The sequence below is a fragment of the Mesorhizobium sp. LEGMi-168a genome (genome assembly GCF_058312955.1).
On record NZ_JBZEGV010000039.1, the window covers coordinates 21196 to 41142 of the forward strand.

General features: G+C 64.0%; 18 protein-coding genes. 12 read left to right on the top strand and 6 right to left on the bottom strand.

The genetic code is table 11. The features are described 5' to 3' along the window. Positions 1 to 35: 35 nt before the first annotated feature. The 3 genes from AC4FWB_RS30925 (at position 36) to AC4FWB_RS30935 (ending at position 4276) form a co-directional block, all read left to right on the top strand. Complete coding sequence (locus AC4FWB_RS30925) at positions 36 to 1088, top strand: AbrB family transcriptional regulator (protein WP_491030016.1); 1053 nt, start codon at positions 36 to 38, stop codon at positions 1086 to 1088. A gap of 154 nt (positions 1089 to 1242) precedes the next feature. Continuing rightward, on the top strand, positions 1243 to 1995 hold the full coding sequence (locus AC4FWB_RS30930) for an SDR family NAD(P)-dependent oxidoreductase (protein WP_491030041.1): 753 nt from the start codon (positions 1243 to 1245) through the stop codon (positions 1993 to 1995). A 208-nt stretch (positions 1996 to 2203) separates the two neighbouring features. Continuing rightward, positions 2204 to 4276, top strand: a complete 2073-nt coding sequence (locus tag AC4FWB_RS30935) for a TonB-dependent siderophore receptor (RefSeq protein WP_491030017.1) — start codon at positions 2204 to 2206, stop codon at positions 4274 to 4276. A 59-nt stretch (positions 4277 to 4335) separates the two neighbouring features. Here AC4FWB_RS30935 and AC4FWB_RS30940 read toward each other — a convergent pair whose 3' ends face one another. From AC4FWB_RS30940 to AC4FWB_RS30955, 4 genes are all read right to left on the bottom strand, one after another. Then, positions 4336 to 5448: a siderophore-interacting protein gene (locus tag AC4FWB_RS30940; RefSeq protein WP_491030018.1), complete on the bottom strand. Its 1113-nt coding sequence runs from the start codon at positions 5446 to 5448 to the stop codon at positions 4336 to 4338. 121 nt (positions 5449 to 5569) lie between these two features. Then, entirely contained in the window at positions 5570 to 5884 is a 315-nt protein-coding gene (locus AC4FWB_RS30945) for a nuclear transport factor 2 family protein (protein ID WP_491030019.1), read from the bottom strand. Then, positions 5884 to 6660 (bottom strand): esterase family protein, encoded by a 777-nt coding sequence (locus AC4FWB_RS30950; protein ID WP_491030020.1) that lies wholly within the window; start codon positions 6658 to 6660, stop codon positions 5884 to 5886. Before AC4FWB_RS30950 ends, AC4FWB_RS30945 begins: the two co-directional genes overlap by 1 nt. A gap of 4 nt (positions 6661 to 6664) precedes the next feature. Next, positions 6665 to 7831 (bottom strand): ATP-grasp domain-containing protein, encoded by a 1167-nt coding sequence (locus AC4FWB_RS30955; RefSeq protein WP_491030021.1) that lies wholly within the window; start codon positions 7829 to 7831, stop codon positions 6665 to 6667. A 465-nt stretch (positions 7832 to 8296) separates the two neighbouring features. Here AC4FWB_RS30955 and leuA point away from each other — a divergent pair, with 465 nt between their 5' ends. The 4 genes from leuA to AC4FWB_RS30975 all read left to right on the top strand — a co-directional run bounded on the left by leuA (position 8297) and on the right by AC4FWB_RS30975 (position 13664). Further along, on the top strand, positions 8297 to 9973 hold the full coding sequence (gene leuA, locus AC4FWB_RS30960; protein WP_491030042.1) for a 2-isopropylmalate synthase: 1677 nt from the start codon (positions 8297 to 8299) through the stop codon (positions 9971 to 9973). Between the two features lie 195 nt (positions 9974 to 10168). Beyond that, entirely contained in the window at positions 10169 to 11935 is a 1767-nt protein-coding gene (locus tag AC4FWB_RS30965; RefSeq protein ID WP_491030022.1) for a tetratricopeptide repeat protein, read from the top strand. 237 nt (positions 11936 to 12172) lie between these two features. Continuing rightward, on the top strand, positions 12173 to 12976 hold the full coding sequence (locus AC4FWB_RS30970; protein WP_491030023.1) for an alpha/beta fold hydrolase: 804 nt from the start codon (positions 12173 to 12175) through the stop codon (positions 12974 to 12976). Between the two features lie 70 nt (positions 12977 to 13046). Further along, positions 13047 to 13664, top strand: a complete 618-nt coding sequence (locus tag AC4FWB_RS30975) for a hypothetical protein (RefSeq protein ID WP_491030024.1) — start codon at positions 13047 to 13049, stop codon at positions 13662 to 13664. On the opposite strand, the gene AC4FWB_RS30980 is transcribed toward AC4FWB_RS30975, so the two are convergent. Further along, complete coding sequence (locus AC4FWB_RS30980; RefSeq protein ID WP_491030025.1) at positions 13654 to 14592, bottom strand: metallophosphoesterase family protein; 939 nt, start codon at positions 14590 to 14592, stop codon at positions 13654 to 13656. The genes AC4FWB_RS30975 and AC4FWB_RS30980 overlap by 11 nt on opposite strands. Before the next feature lie 68 nt (positions 14593 to 14660). Between AC4FWB_RS30980 and AC4FWB_RS30985 the strand changes: the two genes are divergently transcribed. Beyond that, positions 14661 to 15164, top strand: a complete 504-nt coding sequence (locus AC4FWB_RS30985; RefSeq protein ID WP_491030026.1) for an NUDIX domain-containing protein — start codon at positions 14661 to 14663, stop codon at positions 15162 to 15164. On the opposite strand, the gene AC4FWB_RS30990 is transcribed toward AC4FWB_RS30985, so the two are convergent. Beyond that, the gene (locus AC4FWB_RS30990; RefSeq protein WP_491030027.1) at positions 15165 to 16151 is read right to left on the bottom strand and encodes a glutathione S-transferase family protein; all 987 of its coding nucleotides are present in this window, start codon (positions 16149 to 16151) and stop codon (positions 15165 to 15167) included. 313 nt (positions 16152 to 16464) lie between these two features. On the opposite strand from AC4FWB_RS30990, the gene AC4FWB_RS30995 reads away from it, so the two are divergent. The 4 genes from AC4FWB_RS30995 (at position 16465) to AC4FWB_RS31010 (ending at position 19906) form a co-directional block, all read left to right on the top strand. Continuing rightward, positions 16465 to 17001: a GNAT family N-acetyltransferase gene (locus AC4FWB_RS30995; protein ID WP_491030028.1), complete on the top strand. Its 537-nt coding sequence runs from the start codon at positions 16465 to 16467 to the stop codon at positions 16999 to 17001. 136 nt (positions 17002 to 17137) lie between these two features. Further along, complete coding sequence (locus AC4FWB_RS31000) at positions 17138 to 17899, top strand: 3-hydroxyacyl-CoA dehydrogenase (RefSeq protein WP_491030029.1); 762 nt, start codon at positions 17138 to 17140, stop codon at positions 17897 to 17899. A 6-nt stretch (positions 17900 to 17905) separates the two neighbouring features. Continuing rightward, positions 17906 to 19087 carry a CaiB/BaiF CoA transferase family protein gene (locus tag AC4FWB_RS31005; RefSeq protein WP_491030030.1) on the top strand — a complete coding sequence of 394 codons (1182 nt, stop codon included), beginning with the start codon at positions 17906 to 17908 and terminating at the stop codon, positions 19085 to 19087. 57 nt (positions 19088 to 19144) lie between these two features. Then, positions 19145 to 19906 (top strand): HugZ family pyridoxamine 5'-phosphate oxidase, encoded by a 762-nt coding sequence (locus AC4FWB_RS31010; protein WP_491030031.1) that lies wholly within the window; start codon positions 19145 to 19147, stop codon positions 19904 to 19906. The last annotated feature ends 41 nt before the right edge of the window (positions 19907 to 19947 follow it).

Sequence of the window (19947 nt, forward strand, 5' to 3'; positions counted from 1 at the left end):
AACAACCGTCCCCGGAACAACCTCCTGTTGAACGTATGGCGCGCCTGCGCCTGCCGCAGCAGTGGCTTGTGCTGCTGGCGTTCTCGCTGCTGTTTGCCGGTGCATTGGAACTCGCCGCACTGCCGGCGGCGCTGCTGATCGGCCCGATGATGGCCGCGATCCTCGCCGGCACTAACGGCGCCACGGTGCGCGTGCCGCGACCGCTGTTCGGCGCGGCCCAGGCGATCGTCGGCTGCCTGGTTGCCGGCTCGATCTCGGCCGACATCTTCCCCGTGTTCTATGCCGAATGGCCGCTTTTCCTGGCGGTGGTGGTCGAGACCCTCGCCGCCTCCAGCCTGCTCGGCTGGCTGATCAGCCGCTGGCGCATCCTGCCCGGCACCACCGCCGTCTGGGGCTCTTCGCCGGGCGCGGCCACCGCCATGGTGCTGATGGCCGGCGCCTTCGGCGCGGACCAGCGCCTCGTCGCCTTCATGCAATATCTGCGCGTCATCTTCGTCTCGATGACGGCGGCGCTCGTCGCCAAGATGTGGGTCGACACGTCAGGCGTCGAAGTGCCGCCCATCGTCTGGTTTCCGCCGATCGACCCGATTGCCTTCGCCGCCACCCTCGCCATCGCAATTGTCGGCGGCCTGCTGGGAAGGCTGCTGCGGCTGCCCTCGCCCTTCTTCCTCGGCACCTTCATCTTCGGCGCCATGGTCCATCTCGGCTTCGGCGTGCCGATGCAGTTGCCGCCCTGGCTGCTCGCGATCAGCTACGCCATGGTCGGCTGGTCGATCGGATTGAACTTCACCCGGCCGATCCTGCGTCATGCGGCACGCGCCCTGCCGCAAATCGTCGCCTCGATCGTGGCACTGATCGCCTTCTGCGGCGGGCTGGCTTTCGTCATCAGCCGCGTGCTCGGCATCGACCCGCTGACGGCCTATCTCGCCACCAGTCCCGGCGGCATGGACAGCGTCGCCATCATCGCCGCCGCGGCGCAGAACGTCGACATTTCTTTCGTCATGGCGCTGCAGTCGGCCCGCTTCCTGGTCGTGCTGCTCATTGGGCCAAGCGTAGCCAGGCTGGTGGCGCGAAACGTCAAGGACTAATCCGCGATATCCCTTTGCTAGAGCAATTCCAGGAAAAGTGTGTAACGGTTTTCCGTCCGGAATTGCGTAAAAACAAATAGTTAGAGCAGTTCAGCGTCTCCGTGAAATGATGAACTGCTCTGGGGAACAAAGGAGGCAGCCCATGACCCGCCGTTTGAACGCCGTCGATCTCTCAGGCCGTGTTGCCGTCGTGACAGGCGGCGCGCAAGGCATCGGCCTTGCCGTCGCCCGGCGTCTGCTGTCGTCGGGCGCACGCGTCGCCATCTGGGACATCGACCAGGCCGCGATGATGAGCGCCGTCGCCGAACTTGCTTTGGTTGGCCGCACGGAAGCTTTCCTTTGCGACCAGTCGCAGGTCGAGGCCGTCGACCGAGCCGCCGCCGAGACCGAGCGGGCGCTTGGGCCCGTCGATCTTCTCGTCAACAATGCCGGCATTGCCGGGCCGGCCGCGACCGTGGTGGACTATGACCCGGCCGCCTGGCGGCAGATCGTCGACATCGACTTGAACGGCGTCTTCTACTGCTGCAGGCGCCTGGTGCCGGGCATGATCGCGCGCAACTACGGCCGCATCGTCAACGTCGCTTCCGTCGCCGGCAAGGAAGGCAATCCCAACGCCGCCGCCTATTCGGCCGCCAAGGCCGGCGTGCTGGCGTTGACCAAGTCGCTCGGCAAGGAACTCGCCGGGCATGACATCGCCGTCAATGCGCTGACGCCCTCGCCCGCCCGCACCCGCATTCTCGAGCAACTCACCGAAGCCCAGGTGACCTACATGCTGGGCAAGGTGCCGCGCGGCCGCTTCGTCGAAGTGGAAGAAGCCGCCGCCATGGTCGCATTCATGCTTTCGGACGAGAACTCCTTCACCACCGGCGCCACCTTCGATCTTTCCGGCGGTCGCGCGACCTACTGAGGGAACCGACGAAAGCGGCCCGCGTCACCTTTTCGCATCGGATAACCCAGGGTCACGGCCTGGCTGCGCCACGGGCATCAAAAAATACTTGACTCAGTTACTCATATTTGAGAGCGCGGGAACGCAATTAAACATGAGAATTGGAGACGAGTTTATGCGACAGCGGCCGAAGGCATGGCGCCCAAAGATATCGCATCAAGCGATATCATTGCTGGCGGGCACCGCGATCCTTGGCCAGGCCTGGCCGGCGACTGCGCAGGAAGGGGGCGACGCCACCGTTCTGGGCAAAATCGAGGTGACCGCCGAAAGCAACGAGATCCTGGTGCAGGACGGCTATGTCGCCAAGAAGGACCGCATCGGCACCAAGGTGGACACGCCGATCGTCAAGATCCCGCAGGCCGTGTCGGTCGTGACGCAGAAGCAGATCGAGGACCAGAAGCCGCGCACGCTGAACGATGCTCTGGGCTATACGGCCAGCGCCAATCCCAACAGCTTCGGCTTCGACACGCGCTACGACGCCTTCTTCCTGCGCGGTTTCCCGGCCTTCTACAACGGCATGTTCCGCGACGGGCTGCGCCAGTACAACGGACCCTCGGCCTGGTTCAAGACCGAGCCTTACGGCATCGAGGGCGTCACCATCCTCAAGGGCCCGGCGTCCTCGCTCTACGGCGTCAGCGGCCCGGGCGGCATCGTCAACGTCGTCACCAAGCGGCCCAAGGACGAGCCTTTCCGCGAGATCGAATTGCTGGCCGGTGAGCACAACCGCTCCCAGGCGGCCCTCGATGCCTCCGGGCCGGTCAATGACGACGGCAGCATCCTCTACCGCTTCACCAGCCTTGGTCGGCTTGGCGAGACCGATCTGCCGGCCTACCCCGACGACAAGCTCCATCTGGCGCCGGCCGTCACCTTCAAGCCGGACGAGGACACCAAGCTCACCATCCTCGGCGAATATTCGAAGTCGGTCACCGGCGGCACGGCCGCCTTCTACAACTCGGCCTATGGCGCGCTGTCGAACGTCTATGAGGGCGATCCGGCCTGGAACGACTTCAGCCAGGACCAGGGGCGCATCGGCTACGAATTCGAGCACCGCTTCAACGACTGGCTCACCGTGCGCCAGAACCTTCGCTACAACGCCGTCGACTCAGACATCGAATATAGCGGCCATTATTCGGTCGGCGCCGACCAGCCGCTGCAGCGCTACTGGGGCCACTATACCGAGACGATGAAGAATTTCGTCGTCGACAATATGGCGCAGCTCGAATTCGACACCGGTCCGGTGCGGCACACCGCGGTCGGCGGCATCGACTATGCCTGGTCGGATTACGATGCCGGCAGCGGCCTCTCCTATGTCTCGGTCGAAGACATCAAGGCAGCGCCCGTTCCCTATTCCGGCGGCCAGCAGATGAACCAGCTCGGCGTCTACCTGCACGACCAGATGGAGTGGAGCGATTTCACCCTGTTCACCAGCGGCCGCTACGACTGGGTCGACACCACTTCGACCGCGGCCGATTTCAGCCAGTCGAAGCAGAAGGACAGCGCGTTCTCCGGCCGGCTCGGCCTCTCCTACCGGACCGAATGGGGCATCATCCCCTATGTCAACTATTCGACCTCGTTCTCGCCCAACATCGGCTTCGTCTATGACGACGTCACCAGCACCGTTGGCCGCGTCGCCCGCCCGACGATCGCGACGCAGAAGGAGATCGGCGTCAAATACGAGATACCCGACCACAACGCGACCGTCAGCGCGGCTTTGTTCGACATCGACCAGAAGGACGGCGTCGTCTTCGACGCATCGTCCGGCATCAACAAGCAGCGCCAGCTCGACCTCAACTCGCGCGGCGTCGAATTGGAAGCCAACGCCTCTTTGGACAACGGGTTCAGCGTCATCGCCTCCTACACCTATCTGCGCGTGAAGATCGAACGCGGCGCCGAAGGCACCGACGGCAAGGAACTGTCGGCGACGCCGAACCATATCCTGTCGCTCTGGGGCCATTACCAGTTCGAGAACGGCACGCTTGCTGGGCTCGGGCTCGGCGCCGGCGTCCGCTTTGCCGGCGCCAGCTACGGCGACGACACCAACACCTTCAAGAACGATACGCGCGCCTTCGTCGACGCCTCGCTGTCCTACGATTTCGGCTACCGCAATCCGAAGCTGGAAGGGGTCAAGCTGCAGGTCAACGCCAAGAACCTCTTCGACAACCAGCAGACGATCTGCTCGGCCGGCTATTGCTACCGCGACGAAGGTCGTTCGCTGTTCGGCAGCCTGCGCTACCGCTTCTGAGGCCGCGCTGACCTTTGAAAAACGGGCGGCGAGGACAAATCCACGATTCGTGGATTGTCCTATTCCTCGCCGCTCCCTCTCTCGCCTTGCGCGCCCCTGCGCCAATAGGCGGTGACCAGATGCCGGTCGCGTGCAAAACCCCATTCCTTGCGCACGATCCTGCGGATCTCGCGGAAGTCGGCGAACTCGCATCCGGCCCAGACAAAGAGACCGTCGGCTGCATGGCCGCGCTGGCGCAGCGCTGCCGGCAGCAGGCCGGCGCAGCCCGCTTCGCGGCCGTGCCGGTAGAGCCAGTGGATGGCGATGTTATCGCCCTGCGTCAGCGCGATCCGGTCTTCCGGACCGTCGACCTCGATCAGGGCCTCGGCGCAAGCCGCTGGCGGAAGTTCCTCGAGGATCCTGCCGATGGCGGGAAGCGCCGTGTCATCGCCGACCAGGAGCAGGTTTTGCGCCTCCGGCACGCCACCGCCGCCGGGACCGATCACGCCGATGACGTCGCCGGCCCGCGCGCCCTGCGCGAAATCCGCGGCCGGCGTTTCGATTCCGGGATGCAGCACGAAGTCGATGTCGAGCCCGCCGCCGGCGACATTGAGCGCGCGGATCGTGTAGACGCGGACGGTGAGCGCATCCTCGCCCGACGGCCATACGATCATGCCGTCGGCGCCCATCGACGGCCACACCGGCTGGCGTCCGGCAGGGGGCAGCAACAGCCGTACATGCAGCCCGCCATGGGCGAAGCGGCCGAGGTCGCGACCGGAGAAGCGGACGCGCTGCATATGCGGCGACAGCCGCGTCGAGGATTGCACGGTGATCTCGCGGAAGAAGATGGGCGTGCCGGCGTCGTTGCCGTCGCCCTGCCAGCGCAGGCCGCCGGTGGTTCCCAGCTGCCCGGCGATATGACCCGCGACGATCATCTTCATGTAGGAAAGGCAGGTCTCGTCTTGCGCCGCGACCCGGATCGACATGCCGCCGTCTTCGAACGCGACGTGCAGTGAGCCGTAATGCATGCGGAGCTCCCAGCGATCGTTGATGCCGGTGTCGATCTCATATTCGCTGTGCTCGGCGCGCAGCCTGTCCATGACTGCCCGGATGGCGTCGTTGCGGATATGGGTTTGCGCGCTGAGCTGAACCATCGCCAGGCCTTTCGACAAGGGTTGAGGCGATACGGCCATCGGGGCCGGCGCCATCGTCCTGGCGGACATGCCACAGCAACGGCGGCCTTTCCACTAAAAGATGACAATAATAGTCATATTTTTAGAAACCGGCCACCGATGGATGGCTGAAAGAGCGATGTCAGGCGATCACCAGGCTCGCGATCCGGTCGCCGTCCAGCGTGAAGGTCACGTCGCCTTCGCCATTGAAGCCGTTGCCGGCCACCTTGATGCGCACATGATAGGCGCCGTCCGACTGCGCGATGCGGACGATGTCGAGACGGGACTGCACGCCGATATTGTCGGTCTGGTTCCAGCGTGCGATCTGCTCGCGCCCGCGGAAAGAACGGCCCCAGTCGCTCAGAAAGGCGTTGGCCGCGAAGGTTTCGAGAAAGGCCTCGGTGTCGCCGGCATTGGTGGCTTCGACGAAACGGCGTATCGGATCGGGTGTGGTCATCAGTCCAGCCTGTGCATGAGGTCGTCGTCCAGCCAGCGGCCGAAGAAATAGACGAGCTGCTTATGCCACCACGGCCAGTCATGGCTGACGTCGCCGCCCCAATAGTCGACCCAGGCCGGAATGGATTTGTCGCGCAGCACCTGTTCCAGCTCGCGCGTTTCGACCAACATGCGCTCTTCCCAGGCGCCCTGCCCGCAGCAGAAGATCAGCCTGAGCGCCCTCAGCCGCCCGAGCAGCTTCTGGTCGACGATGCCGGGCAGATAATCGAGCGGCGAGTTGTAGAAGATGCTGCCCTCCAGCGTCCGGCCGAAGAAGTCGCGCGTCGAATAGACGCCCGACAGCGAAATCACGCCGCTCGCCAGCTCCGGAAAACGGAACACGAAATTCGACGAGTGATAGCCGCCCATCGAGCAGCCGCAGAACAGCGGCTTCAAGCTGCGTCCGCCATTGGCCTTGGCGGCTACCGCCTGCAGTTCTGGCAGCGCCTCCTCGCGCACATAGCGGAAATAGGCTTCATGGCGGGCGATGCGGTTGGCCGGATCGCCATGCTTGTCGAAGAAGGATTCCGAATCGATACCGTCGAGCGTGAACAGCTGGATGCGGCCGGTATCGATGAATTCGGCGAGCGCGCCGACGCCGCCGGAATCCTCGAACTGGTAGAAACGCCCCTGCGAGGTCGGGAACACCACCACCGGCCGCCCGGCATGGCCGTAGCGCTTGTACTCCATGTCGCGGCCGAGGTTGCGGGCATGGCCCTTGTGATAGGAAACGTCCATCGCCTCACGCCTTTTCCGCATGGATATAGTCGACCGCCTGGCGCAACGCCTTCTGGTCCTTCGAGCGCATCTGGTAGGCGTAGTTGCCCATGGCGCGGCTGAAAACCTCTTCGATGGCCTGGTGGTGGACGATCTTGTCGCCGTGCGCGGCTAGCACGTCCTCATGGCTGTGCAAATAGTCGAGGTGGCGTTTGCGGCTGGCATAGGCGGTGAAATACTTGCCCTTGTAGGGGCCGCCGGCTGCGTCCTTGACCACCATGTCGGCCCATTCGCCATAGACGTCGATATCGAAAGTGTAGTTGATCGCATCGGTCATCCAGGCGCCGGGCGGGCGCATGTTGACCTCGAGCGCGATGACGCGCTTGTCCCTGGTTTCGAACAATTCAATGTGGAAGAAGCGCTCGCGCACGTCGAACGCCTTGAGGATCTTCCTGCCCGCCTCCTCGACCGCCGGCGTGATCTCGGGAAAGCAGGTGTAGCTCATGTGGCGGTCGCGGTTGACCACTTCCATGACGCTCTGATCGTAGCGGTGGCTCGCCGCCAGCACCACCTCGCCGTCACGGTTGACCAGACCGTCGAAGGTCACCACCAACCCTTCGATGAACTGCTCCATGACGAAGCTGACGCCTTCGGGCTTGTCCCTGAAGAACTGGTCGAGCTCCTTGGCGTTGGAGATCTTGAACGTGTTCGAGGCGCCGGAGCCGGAATCCGGCTTGACCACTACCGGATAGCCGACGCGGCGGATGAAGGTCATGGCCCCGGCGCGGTCGGAGCATTTTCGCTGCGGAATTGTCTCGACGCCGCTCTTGCGGAAGAAGGCGCGCATGCGGCTCTTGCGCTTCAAATTCTTCACGAAATCGAGCTTGGTGCCAAAAATGTTGAAGTCGGTGCGGATGTTGGCTTCGAGCTCCAGCCAGTGCTCGTTCAGGGATTCGAAGCGGTCGATGCGGCCCCATTTGTGGATGAAGTGTCCCATCGCCCGGAAGACGGCGTCGTAGTCTTCCATGTCAGCGACGCGGTAATACTCCGAAAGCGCTGTCTTGAGCTTGCTGCCCAGCGTCTCATAGGGCGCGTCGCCGATGCCGAGCACAGTGGCGCCCGCCTTCTTCAGCCGGTCGCAGAAATCGGCGCCGTTGGCCGGAAAATGCGGCGAGAAGAACACGAAATTCATGCACGGCCTCCCCCTGAGATCACGTCCTCCGGAGCGAGTGTGGCGCATTTGCCTGATGCGGGGAAGTGCCGGGCTTCGCGCGCCCGGCCCGGCACTTGCCTCCGGATAGCTGCTCCTGTAAGAGAGCCGGCATGACCACGCGCACCCGCTCCGTCGCTTCTCCTCGCCCCGGCTTTGCCGGCGAGACCGTGCGCGCGCTTGCTTCGACCCTGCTTCTTCTCGGCCTTATCGGCGATCGCCGGGTTCGCTGAAGGAGCGCCCGGCGGTCGAAAACCGCCGCTCAGGGCGCATGCTCCTTGGCCAGACTGGCAAGTCACATCAAGCGAATGAAACTTTGGTAAAGGCGCCGCTCGGCACCAATCCGCCTGAAGGCGGTCACACGAGCCGCCGGGAGAAACGACGATGAATAGACGAGAAGCAATCCGCGCCGGCAAGGCCGAAACGGGCGCGCAAGCGCCGGGGCAGATGTCGGATGCCGCCCGCAAATATCAACCCTACCCGACCGTCAATCTCGCCGATCGTACCTGGCCGTCCAAGGTCATCGACAAGGCGCCGATCTGGTGCTCGGTCGACCTGCGCGACGGCAACCAGGCGCTGATCGACCCGATGGGCCATGAGCGCAAGGCGCGCATGTTCGCGCTGCTCATCGACATGGGCTTCAAGGAGATCGAGATCGGCTTTCCGTCGGCCTCGCAGACCGATTTCGATTTCGCCCGCTGGTGCATCGAGGAAGGCGGCGTGCCGAGCGATGTGTCGCTGCAGGTGCTGGTGCAGTGCCGGCCCGAGCTGATCACGCGGACCTTCGAAGCACTCAAGGGCGCCCATCGCCCGATCGTGCATTTCTACAACTCGACCAGCGAGCTGCAGCGCCGCGTCGTCTTCGAGAAGGACGTCGCCGGCATCAAGCGCATCGCCACCGACGCCGCCAAGATGATCACCGACATGGCGGCCAAGGCAGGCGGCGGCTATCGTTTCGAGTACTCGCCGGAGAGCTTCACCGGCACCGAGCTCGAGGTGGCGCTGGAGATCTGCAACGCCGTCACCGAGATCGTGAAGCCGACGGCCGACAACAAGCTGATCATCAACCTGCCCTCGACCGTCGAGATGTCGACGCCCAACGTCTATGCCGACCGCATCGAATGGATGTGCCGCAACCTCGACAACCGCGACAAGCTGATCATCTCGCTGCATCCGCACAACGACCGCGGCACCGGCATCGCCACCACCGAGCTCGGCCTGATGGCCGGCGCCGACCGCGTCGAGGGAACGCTGTTCGGCAATGGCGAGCGCACCGGCAATGTCGACATCGTCACCCTGGCGCTCAACATGTACACGCAAGGGGTCGATCCCGGGCTGGACTGCTCCGACATCAACCGGATGAAGGACGTCTACGAATATTCCAATCAGTTGAAGATCCCGGAACGCCATCCCTATGTCGGCGAGCTTGTCTACACCGCTTTCTCCGGCTCGCACCAGGATGCCATCAACAAGGGCATGAAGGCGTTGCGCATGGCCAACACGCCGCTCTGGGAAGTGCCCTATCTGCCGATCGACCCGGCCGACGTCGGCCGCACCTACGAGGCGATCATCCGCATCAACTCGCAGTCCGGCAAGGGCGGCATCGCCTATGTGCTGCATGCCGACTACGGCCTCAACCTGCCGCGCAATTTGCAGATCGAGTTCAGCCAGGCGATCCAGGCGATCACCGATGCCGAAGGCAAGGAAGTGCCGGCCAAGCGCATCCACGAGCGCTTCCTCGAAGCCTATGTCGACCAGCCCGGCGCCAGGCTGAAATTCCTCGATCATCACACCTACCCCGACACTACAGCGAAGGGGCGGCGCATGGTGGAGGCGGTCATCCTCGACAATGGCAAGGAGATGACCATCACCGGTTCCGGCACCGGTCCGATCGATGGCTTCGTCGATGCGCTTTCGCGCCATGTCGGCGTGGAGATGTCGGTGCTCGACTATTCCGAACATTCCTTGCAGCGGGGTTCCAACGCGTCGGCCATTTCCTATGTCGAGATGGAATATCCGGGCGGCAAGCTGTTCGGCGCAGGCATAAACACCAACATCGTCGCCGCCTCGCTGGAGGCCGTGGTTTCGGCCGCCAACCGCATCCTCGGCCGCAAGACCGGCTGAACATTTTAGCCCTTGAACGCGGCGCGTCCGCCAAGCGCGCCACCCTGCAAACCATGCGATTTCCCTGCCATTTCATTAACCGGCAGGGAAATTTGCGGTGGCTTACGCGAAAGCATAACAGAAGCATTCTTGTGTGCTGGCGCGAGCGCTATATTATCGCGTCCTAACCTGTGCCGACTTTGAAAGGTTCGACACTTGGAGCCTGCCACGCCTGCCGCCCCCGCAGTGCGCGAGACATTGGAGCGACTGCTTGCCAGCGAAACGTTCGGACGCTCCGAGCGTGCTCGCAGGCTATTGCGCTATCTGGTGGAGCGTGAGCAGGCCGGCGAAGGCGACAGGCTGAAGGGCCTTTCCATCGCCATGGACGTCTTCGGCAAGGACGGCGATTTCGACTCGGCGACCGACGCCGTCGTCAGGGTCCAGGCCGGGCGGCTGCGTGAGCTTCTGGAGCATTATTTCGCCAATGAGGGCATTGCCGAGCCGGTGCGTATCGCAATCCCGCGTGGCGGCTATGTACCTTCCTACGAGCTGAATGCGATCCGGCTGGGCGCCGAAGCCAAACCCGCCGGTAGCGGCCAGGCCGCGCCGCCATCGGCCGAACATCTCGATAATTCCGCACCCACCGATGCCGCGCCGTTGATGACGGCCCCGGCGGCATCCGCCTCTTCGCTGACGCGCCAATTGCGGTTCTTCTGGGCAGCCATGGTTCTGGTCATCGCCATGCTCGGTGTCCTTGTCGTCCGCCAGGGCAACGCCTTTTTCCACGATCGCGATGCAGCCGCGCCGGTCGAAACGGCAGGTGCGACCGGCAGCGTTGCTTCGCAGCCGTTCGAGAGCTTGCCCTTGATCTACATGGCCATCAAAGCCGATGGCCCTGAGGCGGCCCGTGTCGCCTCTTCGCTGCGCGCAGGCCTCGCCGGCTTCGATACCATAGACTTCATCGGGCGTGACGCCGACGCCACGCGCGAAACTTCCGCCGATCCGATCAGCTTCGTCTTCGACGTCATTCCCGGACCCGCCGCCGGCGACGTGATGATCGAATTGCAGAGCGTCGCGACGGGACGGGTTCTCCTGTCGCGCAACCTGACGTCGGCTGAAAGCGCGCCTGGTGCGGTCGAAAACAACATCGCCAGTCTTTTGACTTCGACCATCCCCGCTTCCGGCGCGATCTACAGTTATATCGACCAGAGCGACATCCAGACCAGCCAGATCGGATGTCTGGTGCTCAACGACCGCTACTATCTCGACCAGAGCGCCAGGACGCACGAGGCTGCGTATCGCTGCCTGGAGAAGCTGGCCGGCGAAGGCACGAAATCATCGCTCGTCTACTCGGAACTGGCTTCCCTGCAACTGGAAGCCGTCAACAACCACTACGCCTATCCGCCCAGTGCGACCATCGAACAGGCCATGTCGTTTGCTCATCGCGCCATTCAAATGGGGCCGATGAGCCCGCACGCGCATCGCGCCTATGGCTATCTCAACTCGCGTCTCGGCAATACCGACGAAGCGATCCGCTGGATGCGCAAGTCCTATGAGCTCAACCCCTATGATCTCGGTATGGCCGCCGCCTATGGCTACGGTCTGATCTTCGCCGGCAAATATCAGGAAGGTACGCCGATCCTCGGCCACGCCGTCGAAACATTCAGCGGCCACCCGACCTGGTGGGATTACGGTCTGTTTCTCGGAGCCCTGATGCAAGGCGACACGAAGCGGGCGGCGATTGCCAGCGAGTCGCTCAGAACCACGACCTCCAAATCGCACTACCTTGCCGCGCGCCTGATCGGCGCCAAGATTTCCGGCCGCGACAAGCTCGCCAGCGAGTTGGCAAACGAACTCGCGGCCGAATTCCCGAAATTCGCCGCCGACCCGCGCGCGACCTTCATCGACAGGAAATATCCCGCCGATCTCACCGATCGGCTGGTGCAGGCCCTGCGCTCTGCCGGGATCGGCAATCCGAGTTGAGCGGCCGCAGGCCGTTCGCTGGCGCGTTACAAATTGGATCCGTGCCCGCCGTGCTGACTCCGCCCGGCAAAGTGGGCCGAAATTCAATAAGTATTGGGCTCGCTTCGACATTCGGTTGAGCCACGATCCCAGTCGCGAAAATTTTACTGGCTATCGGTCCGCCCAGGGAGCAATCCAGCCGCATCTTGATTTTGCCGCCTTGTTTCGTCTCGCAGCTAATAATTTTGATTAAATTTGATGCTCCCGTCCCTTCATGTCGCCGAAAGCGGTGCCGGCTCGAAGACGATCGTCTTCCTGCACGGTTTCGGTAGCTGCCATTCGATCTGGCGCGACGTGATTGCGGGATTGGTGCCCGGGGTAAGGGCATTGGCCTACGACCTGCCCGGCCACGGAAACTCCCTGGAACATCGCAAAGAGGGGAGCGCCAAAAAGGCGGCGCGGGCCATCCTCGCGGATCTGGCCGCCCGCCGGCGGGGCAAGGTCCACCTCGTTGGCCATTCCATGGGCGGCGCGATCGCGACGTTGATGGCGCTCGCCGATCCTGAAAGGGTTGCCTCGCTGACCTTGCTGGCGCCCGGCGGCTTCGGCCCCGAGATCAACGGTCCGTTGCTGCGCCGCTATGCCGCCGCGGCCGACAGAGACGAAATTCGTGCATGCCTTGCCACCATGTCGGGGTCGAGGAGCGTGCCTCCTGAACACGTGGTGGAGGCGCTATTGCGCATGCGCGAACGGCCGGGCCAGTTGCAGAGCCTTGTCGATATCGCGGCCGCGATGACCAGGGATGACCGGCAAGGCGTCATCCCGAGCGAACGGCTGGAGACCTTGAGCATGCCGGTGATGGTGGTTTGGGGAACGAACGATCCCGTCCTGCCTGTCGACCAGGCCGAAAGCCTGCCGGCGCATTTCCACCTGCACCACGTGCTGGAGGCCGGCCACATGCTGGTCGAGGAGGCGCCCGACCTGATCGCGGAGGTCGTGCGCCGCAACACGCGGCGGCGCAGCCGAGGCCAGCGGCCTGTATTGGGCGCCGCGGCGAGCTGAACCTCATCTCGCAGTGCATTTTGCCGGCGACTGTGTTAACTCGCTGTTTACCAACAGCGAGGCAGCCGCCATGAAAGACGCAGGCGACAAAATCACCCCGATCGAGCCGTCGCGAAAGCTCGCGGATGCGGTCCGCGACGTCAAGAACGCCTTCGCCGACCGCGACGATGTGGTGGTCGACATGCGCGAGGCGCACCGCATGCGGCTCGAACTTCTGGCTGCCGAGCTCGCGCCCGTCTTTGCCGATGTGCCGGCCGACATCGACAATTTCGACTTCGCGGTCTCGTCGGGCCTGCAGCCGCGGCTGTGGATCGATGCCGTCAGCCACGTCGCCATGGGGCGGGATCGCCGCACCTTCCGCTTCCTCAAGGACACGCGCATCGGCCGCGTGGTGTTGGCCGAATCCATCGAAATGAAGCCCGTTTCGGACGCCGTGACACGCTACGTGGCCGAACGTGTCGTCGAGCGGCAGCGGATGATGGAAGGCGGAGTCGAGAGCGCCATGCCTGGCTTGCATCGCGCCGATGTCCAGGAAGCGGAGCCGCCCTTGCGATCCGCAGCGCGCCGCAACGGCTGGACGACCTTCTTCGCCGGCATTGGTTTGATCGCCGCCGGCGCCCTTGTGGGCTTGGCGGTATCGCTGGTGCTGTTCTGGGACCGCATCGCCCAGATGAAGATCAGCTTCTGACGAGGGGCTCCCGAACCACAGGCATATCGACGCCGAGCTCCATCACCTGAATATCCGAGGGCGGCAGTGCCGGACCGGTCAGGCCGCGGCGTGTCAGGCGGATGCTCCAGTTGTCTTTTCCCCCGTCTATCTCGAACAGATTGTATTGAGCGGCCGGATGCCTGCCGCCCGGTGCCTGGCCGCCGGCGGCCACGCCGACCACCGGCACCTTGGCGCCGCGCGGACCGATGGTGAACAGCGACGGCAGGTGCGAGTGACCGTGCAGGACCAGCTCGGCGCCATGCCGGCGAATGACCTTGTTGAAGCGCGCGATGCCGAACAGCCGCTTATGCTGCGAGACAGCGCCGCGCACCGGCGGATGATGGATCATGATGGCGCGAAACAGCCCCTGTTTGGCCGTGGCATCGAGGATCCTGCCGAGCCGCTCCGCTTGGCCCTCCATGAAGAAGCCGTTGGCCATGAAGGGCGCCGTAGCCCGCGCCGTCGTGACGCCGATCAGCGCGACGTCGCCGCGCACACGCAGATAGGGAAAGGAATTGCGGTCGACCGGGCTGTTGACGCCGTCGCCCGTCATCCACGGCGCCCAGGACCGGCAGACCTTGTCGAAGGCGCCCGGCACATAAGCGTCGTGGTTGCCTGGCACCACGGACACGTCGTTCGGAGAGCCAAGCGTCTCCAACCAATGTTTCGCCATCTCGATCTCGCCGTCGAGCGCCAGGTTGACGAGATCGCCGGTGACGGCGAGATGGTCGGGCGCGTTGGCCTTGATGTCGGCGACGATCGTGTCGATGACGGCGTCATGCATATGCCGGCGGCGGTTGCGCTGCCAGTTGACGTAACCCAGCACGCGCTTGGACGCGAGATCGCGATAGGTTACATCGGGCAGAGGCCCCAGATGGACATCGGAAATATGTGCGAGCCTGAGCATAGCCCCTTCTTAAGCGACACGGTTCAGGCTTTCCACTCACCGTTTGCTGTTCGCTTGGCGATTGCCGGATGACCGGCTCGCCCGACACCGAAGAGGCGTTCCGCCAGACGGGCTGGGCGGGACTGCGGGCAAGGCTGTTCCATCTCTATTTCCTGCTGCGGCGCCCGATGACGCTTGGCGTGCGCGGCCTCGTCTACGACCGCGCCTCCAACGCCGTCTTCCTCATCCGCCATACCTATGTTCCGGGCTGGCAATTGCCGGGCGGCGGCGTCGAGATAGGCGAGACGCTGCTGGAGGCGCTGGCGCGCGAACTGGCCGAGGAAGGCAACATCGCGCTGACGGCGCCGCCGATGCTGAAATCGATGCATTTCAACCGCCGCTCCAGCCGCCGCGACCATGTCGGCCTCTATCTGGTCGAAGCGTTCGGCCAGACGGCGCCGAAACTGCCGGACCATGAGATTGCCGAAGCGGGTTTCTTTCCGCTGGACCGCCTGCCGGAAGACACGACGCCGGCGACTCGACGACGGATTGCCGAAATTTTCGGCGGCGAGCCGATCTCAGTCTACTGGTAGTCAAGCCGCCTTCTTGAACCTGCCGCGATCGTGCGGCGCCGCATAGTCGAGTTCCGGCCCCACCGGGACAATGCCCGTCGGATTGATCGATTTGTGGCTGCCGTAATAATGCGACTTGATGTGATGCAAATTGACCGTGCCTGAAACGCCGGGCACCTGGTAGAGGTCGCGCAGATAGTTCGACAGGTTCGGATAGTCGGCGATGCGGCGCAGATTGCATTTGAAGTGGCCGACATAGACCGGATCGAAACGCACCAGCGTGGTGAACAGTCGCCAGTCGGCCTCGGTGATGCGCTCGCCGACCAGATAGCGCTGCTTCGAAAGGCGCTCTTCGATCGTATCGAGTGCTGAGAACAATTCGCCGAACGCTTCCTCATAGGCTTCCTGCGTGGTGGCGAAGCCGGTGCGGTAAACGCCGTTGTTGATCGCCGGATAGACCAGCGCATTGATCTTGTCGATCTCGGTCCGCAGCGCCGGCGGATAGAAGTCGAGGCTCGCATCGCCCCATTCGTCGAAGGCAGAATTCAGCATCCGGATGATCTCGGAGGACTCGTTGTTGACGATAGTCTCCTGCTTTTTGTCCCACAGCACCGGCACCGACGCCCGGCCGGAATAGGCGGGATCGGCTTTCGCATAGATCTGGTGCAGGAAGTCGAGGCCGTAGAGCGTGTCGCCGGTGGCGCCGTCCTCGGCCTTGAAGGTCCAGCCGTTCTCGCCCATGAAATGGTGCACCACGGAGACCGAGACGATGTCTTCCAGCTTCTTCAAGGCGCGGAAAATCAAGGTCCGGTGCGCCCATGGGCAGGCGAGCGAGACGTAGAGATGATAGCGGCCGGGCTCGGCCTTGAAGCCGCGCCTTCGACCTTCTGGCGGCGCGCCGTCACGCGTCACCCAGTCGCGCCATTGCGCTTCGGCCCGAACGAATCTGCCGCCGCTGTCGGTGGCAACCGGCCGATCCTGCCATCTGCCTTCAATCAGCAATCCCATGCGAAATCTCCCTATCGGTCCGCATGGTATTTAGGCGCTTGGCCGAAATGTCGAAACCCTCAGGCGCTGAACAGTTCGTCAAACGACGAACCAGTTCGTCAAATGACGAACCAGATCGTCAAGCGGTGGAAAGAAAGGTGAAAAGCGCCGATTGCAGCCGGGAAAAATTGATGCTAGCGGAGGCGCCCATGTTCGACTTTGCCTTGATCCGGTTCGACCGACGACGAAAGGGCGCCCGCGCTTGATGAAGCGCTGACTGGCGAACGCTGCCGCTTGCAGCAAACCTTTCCTCGCATACCGGAACGCAAAGACCATGAGCCTTGCCGACGTGAAATATCTTCCGGAAACCCCGGCGCACGATCCTGAAATCGAAGCCATAAACGAGGAAGCCTTCGGGCCTGGCCGTTTCGTGCTTGCCGCCTACAAGATCCGCGAGTCCGGCGGGCATGACCGCTCGATGTCTTTTGTCGCGGTCAAGGGCGACACCGTAATCGCTTCCGTGCGTATGACGCGCGTGGCGGCGGGCGCCGGCCGCGCCATGATGCTCGGACCGCTCGCCGTGCGGCCGGCGTTCAAGAATCTCGGCATCGGCCGCCGGCTGGTGGCGATCGCACTGGAAGTCGCGGCCAAGGCCGGAGCGCCGGCCGTGATGCTGGTCGGCGACGAACCCTATTATGGGCCGCTCGGTTTCAAGCGCTTTCCGCGCGGGCAGATTACCATGCCGCGGCCGGTCGATCTCGACCGCTTGCTCCATCACGAAATAAAGCCTGGCGCGGTGGCCCGGTTCGTCGGCGAGGTCTGCCATGCGGACACGGCCCGCCTGCCCGAGCAACTCCCGGCAATGGCGTGACTCACGGGTTAATCGACATTGTCGATTGATCCCGTCAATCGCCCCGCGAATGATCCCGCCGGATCGATCCCCGATGCAGGTTGCGCCTCGCGGGCGGGCTTCGTAGCATGACCAAAAATCCTGGGAGGACGCCTGCATGAACCCGAATGGCCAGATCGCGATCGTCACCGGCGGTGGCTCCGGCCTGGGCGAAGCGACGGCGCGCGCCCTTGCCGCCAGGGGCGCCAAAGTTGCCATACTGGATGTCGGCATAGAGCGCGCGGCGAAGGTTGCCGCCGATATCGGCGGCATCGCCGTTCAGTGCGACGTCAGCAGCGGCGACAGCGGCGCCGCCGCCATTGCCGAGGTGGCAGATAAACTCGGCGAGCCGCGCATTCTGGTCAATTGCGCCGGCATCGCCATCGGCGTGAAGACGGTCGGCAAGGATGGTCCGCACCCGCTCGACCAGTATCGCAAGGTGATCGAGATCAACCTGATCGGCACCTTCAACATGATCCGCCTCGTCGCCGACCGGGCGGCGAAGCTCGATCCGCTCGCGGGCGGCGAGCGCGGCGTCATCGTCAACACGGCATCGGTCGCCGCTTATGACGGCCAGATCGGACAGGCCGCTTATTCGGCGTCCAAGGGCGGCGTCGTCGGCATGACGCTGCCGGTGGCGCGCGACCTCGCGCGCTCCGGCATCCGCGTCTGCACCATCGCCCCCGGCATCTTCAAGACGCCGATGATGGCCGGCATGCCGCAGGAGGTGCAGGATTCGCTCGGCGCCTCGGTCCCCTTTCCGCCCCGCCTCGGCGAGCCCTCGGAATATGCCGCGCTCGCGCTCCACATCATCGAGAACCAGATGCTGAACGGCGAGACGATCCGCCTCGACGGCGCCATCCGCATGGCGCCGAAATAGAAGGCAATGACCACGCCGCAGACAGGCGCCGCCGCCGACAAGACAGGGCCGCTGGCCGGCGTGAAAGTGATCGAGATGGCGGGCCTCGGCCCCGTGCCGCTCGCCGCCCTCATGCTGTCGGAAATGGGCGCCGAGGTGCTGCGCATCGAGCGGGCGGACGCCAAAGAGCCGCTTCTGTCCTTGCCGGAGGCCTACGACCTCGACCGCCACGGCCGCTCTATCCTCAAGCTCGACCTGAAACGACCGGACGGCGTGGGGCTGCTGCTGCGTCTGGCGGAAAAGACCGACATTCTCATCGAAGGCTTTCGTCCCGGCGTCATGGAGCGGCTGGGTCTCGGTCCCGACGTCGTGCTCGAACACAATCCAGCGCTGATCTATGGCCGCCTGACGGGTTTTGGCCAGGACGGACCGCTCTCGCGCCGTGCCGGCCATGACATCACCTATCTCGCCTATGCCGGCCTGCTGCACGCGATCGGCAGGCAGGGAGCGCCGCCCGTGCCGCCGCTGAACCTCGTCGCCGACCAGGGCGGCGGCGCCATGATGCTGATCGCCGGCGTGCTTGCCGCCCTCTTCCAGCGCTCGCGCACCGGCAAGGGCCAGGTGATCGACGCCGCGATGATCGAGGGCGCATCGATGCTTGCGACTCCGATCCACGCCTTCATGACGGCAGGCCTCTGGAACGACCGACGCGGCGAGAACCTGCTCGATTCAGGCGCTCCTTTTTACGACACCTATGAGACCGCGGACGGCCGGCATGTCGCCATCGGCTGCCTCGAGCCGCAGTTCTTCGCCGAATTCGCGAGGCTGCTGCCGCTCGACCAGCGTTTTGTCCGCAGCCAATATGACAGGGCATCGTGGCCCGACATGCGAACCGTGATCGCAGGCAGGATCAGGGAGAAGACGCGCGACGAGTGGGTCGACGTCTTTGACTCGACCGATGCCTGCGTCGCTCCGGTTCTGTCGCTGAGCGAAGCCAGGGACCACCCTCACAATCGCGCAAGGCAGAGCTTCGTGAGATCCTACCGGCTCGAACGTCCGGCCCCTTCGCCGCGCTTCTCGGAAGCTCCCCAAACTCTTGCCACGACGCCGACCGCTGCCGATCGTCAGCCGGCAACCGTGCTGGCGCGCTTCGGCATGAGCGAAAGTGAAATCGCGGCCCTTGTCAGGTCCGGCCTGTTTGGCCAATAAACCGGAGACCAGAAATCAGCTTATCCTGAAAGTGTTTCGACCGAAAAGGGGAGCGCTTTGACCGAGACCAGGAAGGATGTCATCCGCGAGACCGACGCCGAGGCCATCAGGCTGGCGAAGACGCTGATCCGCTCGGCCCGCTTCGGCGCGCTCGCCGTGATTGAGCCCGGCACCGGCGCGCCGCTCGCAAGCCGGGTCGGCGTGGCGACCGACATCGACGGCGCGCCGCTGATCCTGGTCTCGATGCTGTCCGCACATACCGGCGCGCTTCTCGCCGACCCGCGCTGCTCGCTGCTGCTTGGCGAACCCGGCAAGGGCGATCCGCTGGCGCATCCACGCATCAGCCTGACATGCCGGGCGCTGCGGCTGGAGCGTGGCTCGGCCGATCACGCCCGCGCCGAACGGCGCTATCTCAACCGCAATCCGAAGGCGAAGCTCTATGCCGGGCTTGGCGACTTCTCGATATTCCGGCTCGAGCCCGAACGCGCCGGTCTCAATGGCGGTTTCGGCAAGGCCTATCTTCTGGATCGCGCCGACCTGATCACCGGCGGTCCGATCGTCGAGGAGCTTGCGGTGAGCGAACAGTCGGCGCTTGACCACATGAACGCCGACCATCGCGATGCGCTTTGCCTCTATGCGCGCCATTTCGGCCGGGCCGAAGGCGATGGCTGGATCGCCACGGGTTTCGATGCCGACGGCATGGATCTGGCTTCTTCGGATGCCATCTGCAGGATCTTCTTCCCGCAGCCTTTGAGCACTGCCCGCGAGTTGCGGTCCGTGCTGGTCGAGATGGCAAAGAGCGGGCGCGCCGCGGGCTAGGCACAGTAGCGAAAGTTAATCGCCCCAGATCGAAAGCAACT

Bases quoted from the DNA above. Each gene is read 5' to 3' on its own strand.
- AC4FWB_RS30925 (WP_491030016.1), top strand. From the start codon at position 36: ATGGCGCGCCTGCGCCTGCCGCAGCAGTGGCTTGTGCTGCTGGCGTTC.
- AC4FWB_RS30940 (WP_491030018.1), bottom strand. From the start codon at position 5,448: ATGGCCGTATCGCCTCAACCCTTGTCGAAAGGCCTGGCGATGGTTCAG.
- AC4FWB_RS30945 (WP_491030019.1), bottom strand. From the start codon at position 5,884: ATGACCACACCCGATCCGATACGCCGTTTCGTCGAAGCCACCAATGCC.
- AC4FWB_RS30950 (WP_491030020.1), bottom strand. From the start codon at position 6,660: ATGGACGTTTCCTATCACAAGGGCCATGCCCGCAACCTCGGCCGCGAC.
- AC4FWB_RS30955 (WP_491030021.1), bottom strand. From the start codon at position 7,831: ATGAATTTCGTGTTCTTCTCGCCGCATTTTCCGGCCAACGGCGCCGAT.
- leuA (WP_491030042.1), top strand. From the start codon at position 8,297: ATGTCGGATGCCGCCCGCAAATATCAACCCTACCCGACCGTCAATCTC.
- AC4FWB_RS30970 (WP_491030023.1), top strand. From the start codon at position 12,173: ATGCTCCCGTCCCTTCATGTCGCCGAAAGCGGTGCCGGCTCGAAGACG.
- AC4FWB_RS30975 (WP_491030024.1), top strand. From the start codon at position 13,047: ATGAAAGACGCAGGCGACAAAATCACCCCGATCGAGCCGTCGCGAAAG.
- AC4FWB_RS30980 (WP_491030025.1), bottom strand. From the start codon at position 14,592: ATGCTCAGGCTCGCACATATTTCCGATGTCCATCTGGGGCCTCTGCCC.
- AC4FWB_RS30985 (WP_491030026.1), top strand. From the start codon at position 14,661: ATGACCGGCTCGCCCGACACCGAAGAGGCGTTCCGCCAGACGGGCTGG.
- AC4FWB_RS30990 (WP_491030027.1), bottom strand. From the start codon at position 16,151: ATGGGATTGCTGATTGAAGGCAGATGGCAGGATCGGCCGGTTGCCACC.
- AC4FWB_RS30995 (WP_491030028.1), top strand. From the start codon at position 16,465: ATGAGCCTTGCCGACGTGAAATATCTTCCGGAAACCCCGGCGCACGAT.
- AC4FWB_RS31000 (WP_491030029.1), top strand. From the start codon at position 17,138: ATGAACCCGAATGGCCAGATCGCGATCGTCACCGGCGGTGGCTCCGGC.
- AC4FWB_RS31005 (WP_491030030.1), top strand. From the start codon at position 17,906: ATGACCACGCCGCAGACAGGCGCCGCCGCCGACAAGACAGGGCCGCTG.